4 protein-coding genes are annotated in these 4,722 nt (G+C 51.2%); all 4 read left to right on the forward strand.

Annotation, left to right across the window (positions count from 1 at the left end; translation table 11 throughout):
* The first annotated feature begins 162 nt into the window (after nt 1-162).
* From QP968_RS10960 to QP968_RS10975, 4 genes are read left to right on the forward strand one after another with little or no spacing between them, the layout of a single operon-like run.
* Nucleotides 163-3,042, forward strand: coding sequence for an RHS repeat-associated core domain-containing protein (locus QP968_RS10960; protein WP_284856430.1), 2,880 nt, complete (start codon nt 163-165; stop codon nt 3,040-3,042).
* Between the two features lie 15 nt (nt 3,043-3,057).
* Entirely contained in the window at nt 3,058-3,645 is a 588-nt protein-coding gene (locus tag QP968_RS10965) for a hypothetical protein (RefSeq protein WP_284856431.1), read from the forward strand.
* Between the two features lie 19 nt (nt 3,646-3,664).
* The gene (locus QP968_RS10970; RefSeq protein WP_284856432.1) at nt 3,665-4,066 is read left to right on the forward strand and encodes a hypothetical protein; all 402 of its coding nucleotides are present in this window, start codon (nt 3,665-3,667) and stop codon (nt 4,064-4,066) included.
* Between the two features lie 15 nt (nt 4,067-4,081).
* Nucleotides 4,082-4,606: a hypothetical protein gene (locus tag QP968_RS10975; RefSeq protein ID WP_284856433.1), complete on the forward strand. Its 525-nt coding sequence runs from the start codon at nt 4,082-4,084 to the stop codon at nt 4,604-4,606.
* Nucleotides 4,607-4,722 lie beyond the last annotated feature (116 nt).

Below are 4,722 nucleotides of genomic sequence, written 5' to 3' on the forward strand. Positions count from 1 at the left end.
GGTTTAACTGGTCGCGGCCGCACCGCGGAGCGTGATGATGACACATGGACCGTTCCACAACAATGGCTCCACGACGACGTGCTAGGTGATATCCGCCCCACCGTCTACCGCTCTACCCCAGAAGGCGACGTATGGCGAACCATCACACCGGAAGGTGTGGTTGTGGATTCTGTATTCAACGAGTACCACCAAGAAACGGCTGTCGTTTCACCGGCTGGGGCGATTGCGGAATTCCATTTCAATGATGACGGGGTTCAGATCGGCGCAAGTTATGAAGATGGTACTGAGTACCGCATTGAGCCGGCTGCTTGGGGTACACCGGCGCGTCTTATTGGTCGTGATGGTCTTGTTACCGAGTTTGATGTGGACGCCTTTGGCATGATTCAGTCGGTGACGAAGCCTTCTGGTCTGACAACGCTGTATACCTATGAGGTGCGTCCTGAAGGGATCGTTCCTACTGGAACAAGCACCGTTGACGGTGTTATTAGCCAGATGGAGTGTGATGGTGCTGGCCGTATTATTGCTCGTACGGACGGGGCTGGCAGGAGGGTAAGTCATGTTCGTGACGTGCGGGGACTGGTTGTTGAGACGATGGATCCTGCAGGGGCGACCACAACGATTCAACACACCCCTGAAGGGTGGCCGTGTGCTATTGAGCTGGCAGACGGAAGCAAGGTAAGCGCTGCCTACGATGGTGAGGGAAATAAAGTTGCGGCGACCAATGAGCTCGGCGCGTCAACGTTTGCTCAATACACTGTTTTTGATAGGCCAGTAGTAACCACCGATGCTTCAGGTGCTGTTACGCGTCTTGAGTACAACACGCAGATGGAGCCGATCAGGCTTACGAACGCTGATGGGAATACCTGGACGTATACCTATAACTTGGATGGCACGGCGGTTAAAGAAACCGACTACAACGGCATCGTAAGGGAAACTGTTGCCAGCATCGATGGGTTAAGTGCAATACAGCAGGGACCGGAAGGTACGTCGCAGCAGACTTATCATCATGATGGGCGGGTTGCCACCTCGCACGACACGACGGGACTTACCTCGTATTTTTATGATGATGTTGGTCGATTGGATCGTGTGGTAGGGCCGCAGGTACGTGTCGCTTATACAAGGGATGAGTTTGGTCGCGTCATCGAAGAAACTGTCGTACTAGCCACGGGTGAGACTACTACCCACCGTGTTGATCTCGATTCAAGTGGGCTGGTGGATGCTGAGCACATTGATCTGGCGATGGGCAACACATTCAGTGCCTCTTTTATGAGGGATGAATATGGAGAGATTCGCGCTAGTATTTACACGCGAAAGACAGCAGGTGCACCACGCAGCCAACGTGTTGCGGATATTAATTACGGTGTTGATGAGCGGGGAGTTCGCAACCGTATTGGTGCTGGTTCAATCTTGCGATCCTCACGAGTTGATTCCCGTGGGCGTGTGGTTAGTGATCACATTTCGGTTCTTGATTCCGAGGCTTCGGCGGGTCACCGTGTTGTTTCGGCGCGGGAATACTCATGGCGTCGTGACACCGTTTTAGCTTCAGTGGCAGACTATCTGCGGGGAACTACTGAATATCAGCTCGATATTCTTGGTCGTGTTACGGGTGTTTCCCGATCCGCCGAAACGGCTCGATCTGCCAGCTTCATGGCGGAAAGCGCAATGGATGAAACCTATGGTTTCAGTCTCGCAGGTATGCTCACTACGATTGATGTGCCTTCTGTTCAGCTTGGGTCTACGAATCCGCTTGGTGGGAACCGCCATGACACGGTGGGTCGCAGTTTTGATACCCAAGTGGAATTCAAAGGCACACTTCCAACTCGGGTGGGCAGAACTACATATACCTATGATGCTGCTGGACGGGTGACTCACACTGTTACCAAGCGCATTAGCCAGAAACCGTTGGTTCACCAGTTTTTCTACGGTTCGGACACTCAACCTATTGGTTTTACCTCGTCGGACGAGCCTGGCGTTGGGTACCGCTACCTCTATGATCCGCTTGGTCGCCGAGTTGCCAAAGAGCGCGTTGACACTGAATCTGGAGCGGTACTGACGCGAACTATTTTCACGCACGCTGGTGACCAACTCGTTGCTGAAGAAGTCATTGATGTCACCAGTGGTGCAGGTGTGCTGAGATCGGGTCATGTGTGGACAACCGATCCTGTGACTGGAGGCGTAACCGGACAGGTACAACTTACCGGTCGAGGACCAGAGGACACAGGTGATTTCCGGGCTGAGCATCCAGCTGACTGGACACAGGCTGAGATTGATGCCGAGTTCAGGCTTATTATGGATGACCTGTCTGGAGCGCCTTTAGAGTTTGTGGATCCTGATTCAGGACGTGTTACTGGTTATTGCCAGCAGAGTCTTTATGGTGTTCGAACCTGGCACGGTGAGACGTCGACGCCGCTGCTTTTCGCAGGACAGTATTTGGATTCGGAATCGGGGTGGGCGTATAACAGGTTCCGGTACTACTGTCCGTCTGCTGGAATTTATAACGCGCAGGATCCGCTTGGTTTAGCGCCGCGGTTAGCATCTGCACAGGGCTATGTTGATCACGCCGGCTATGTTTGTGATCCGTTCGGTTTGCAGGCGCATGTGAAAAATCTTCCAAAGGACCAACGATGGCGCATCGTTGCCCACAATAAAGGTGTCGTCGGGGAGCAGGCCGCGGCCGATCTCCTCGAGAAAAACGGCATGAAAATGGGCAAACGTGACACCTACACAATAGGTGATCGGAATCGCATTTCCGATGGCCGTGTTAAGCTTCAAGATGGTACGATCGCAGGTCTGGCTGAGGTGAAAAACGTCAAAAAAATCTCCATGACCCAACAGATTCAAGACGCCGTAGCATTCAACAAGGAGCGGTACCCTGGGACGAAGCTAAACTTGTTTGTCCGTGAGGACACTCATGTGGCTAGTACCGTACTTGCTAACGACGATATTGTTGTTCATAAAATGTCGTCTGAGCTCCTATCGGATGCCGAAACTGCTGTGCGGTTATCGGATACGAAGTCGCTGTGGCTGTTTCCTTCCAAGTGATAGAAAGGTTGTTCTGTGAGTGATACTGCAACAGAAGTTGCTCGTTTGGTGGGGTTGCATACGCCGGTTCCTGATAGGTATGGCACGATGTCGGATGAGCTTTTAGAGCACTATGTGTATGGGCTGGAGAAGGTGCTTTTGCGCGATGATCTGCTTCCTACCGCTAAGGATCAGCTTGTTTGCGCGATCAATGAGTTTCTTAAAGCTAAGCATTATTATTTGTTTGATCAGTTGGAGCGGTGTTACTACTTGGAGCCACATGCTGGTGTGAGGACACAGTTGTTCTTTTCTTTGGAAAGGCTTGCTGGTAGTAAGGAGAAGTATCTTGATCGGATGTTGGAGATGTATCTGACTGATCATCGCAGTATTGGTACAACCAGTGAAATGGTCAAGGAGTATTTCCAGAGACTTTTTATTAAGAAGGGGCGGCAGCGTCATTGGGATGTGGTTGCTGAAACTGCTGATACTGATCGTGATGTTGAGTTCATTGCGTTTATTGCCGGGAGGTCCCAGCGGCAGTTGGAGCGTCATCAGGTCAATGCGTGGATGCCTGTTCTTGATGAGGCTAAACGGGTTACCCGGCCGGAACTTCCTGCGGAATAATATTTAAGGAGACGATACGATGATTATTCCGATTTATATTGCTTTTGGTGCTGATGAATACACCATTCTTAACAATGGTGGTGTTGAGCAGCGGCGTGATGCGATTACAGGTGCGATTGAGACCTCTTCGCATCCTGTGACTGATATCGATGTGGTGTTTGTCGATACTGCTGACGGCCTTGCTGAGGTGGTTGATCGTTCAACTGTTAGTGGCATTGTTTTTGGTGCTGCTGACTGGGATGGGCAAGACCTTACGGATGGAATGCGTATTAATACCCCTGAGCAGGTTGCTGATTTTGCTCACGTGCTCGAAGGTCTTGATCCTGATGACTTCGAGGAAGTTGACGCTATTGACATTCTCACTGATTTTTATGCTGCGGCGCGCACCCGTGGTGACGCTATTGCGGTGTACTTCAACTAACAGGACGTAACTGATATGCCTACTTCTACTGATTTGCCGAGCCGTTTTGATCCTGTGACTGATCAAGAGCTTGCTGGTTACATCACGGCGTTGACGGATGCACTCAACGATGGTGCTGATGGTGATGCTGCTGCTGGGTTGGCGAAAGTCGTCAATGAGCATTGTAAGCCTTGGCATTATGAGCATTTTGATGCTGTTGAGGCTTGTTATCTTAAGGAGCCGCGTTTTGCGGTGCGGTTTCCTATGTTTCAGTGTCTTGAGCGGTTGTGTGGGCAGGACGTGCAGTTGCTTGATCGGATGCTTGAGCTTTATAAAACTGATCACCGTACCGAAGAGGCTGATTGCAACCGAGAGGTGATCAAAGAGTTTTTCCAGTATTTGTTTGCCACCAAAGGTCATCAGCGTCACTGGGATGCGATTGCGGAGTCTGCGACGACAGTGCAAGACGTCGCTATGCTTGAAGCTTTGCAGTACAAGAACCTGAAAAGCAACACGAATTCCGTTGACACCTGGGTGCCTGAGCGTCCGAAGACCACATAGAAAACTGTGCGCCGGCGGGATGATTGCGGTAGGTGCCGCACGGAAAGAGTCTTGAACGTATGACGTATTTTATGCAGTTTGATTCTTCGATGAAGGCGATTCGGCCGACGGCGAAT

Source organism: Corynebacterium sp. MSK041 (genome assembly GCF_030232265.1).
Taxonomy (GTDB): domain Bacteria; phylum Actinomycetota; class Actinomycetes; order Mycobacteriales; family Mycobacteriaceae; genus Corynebacterium.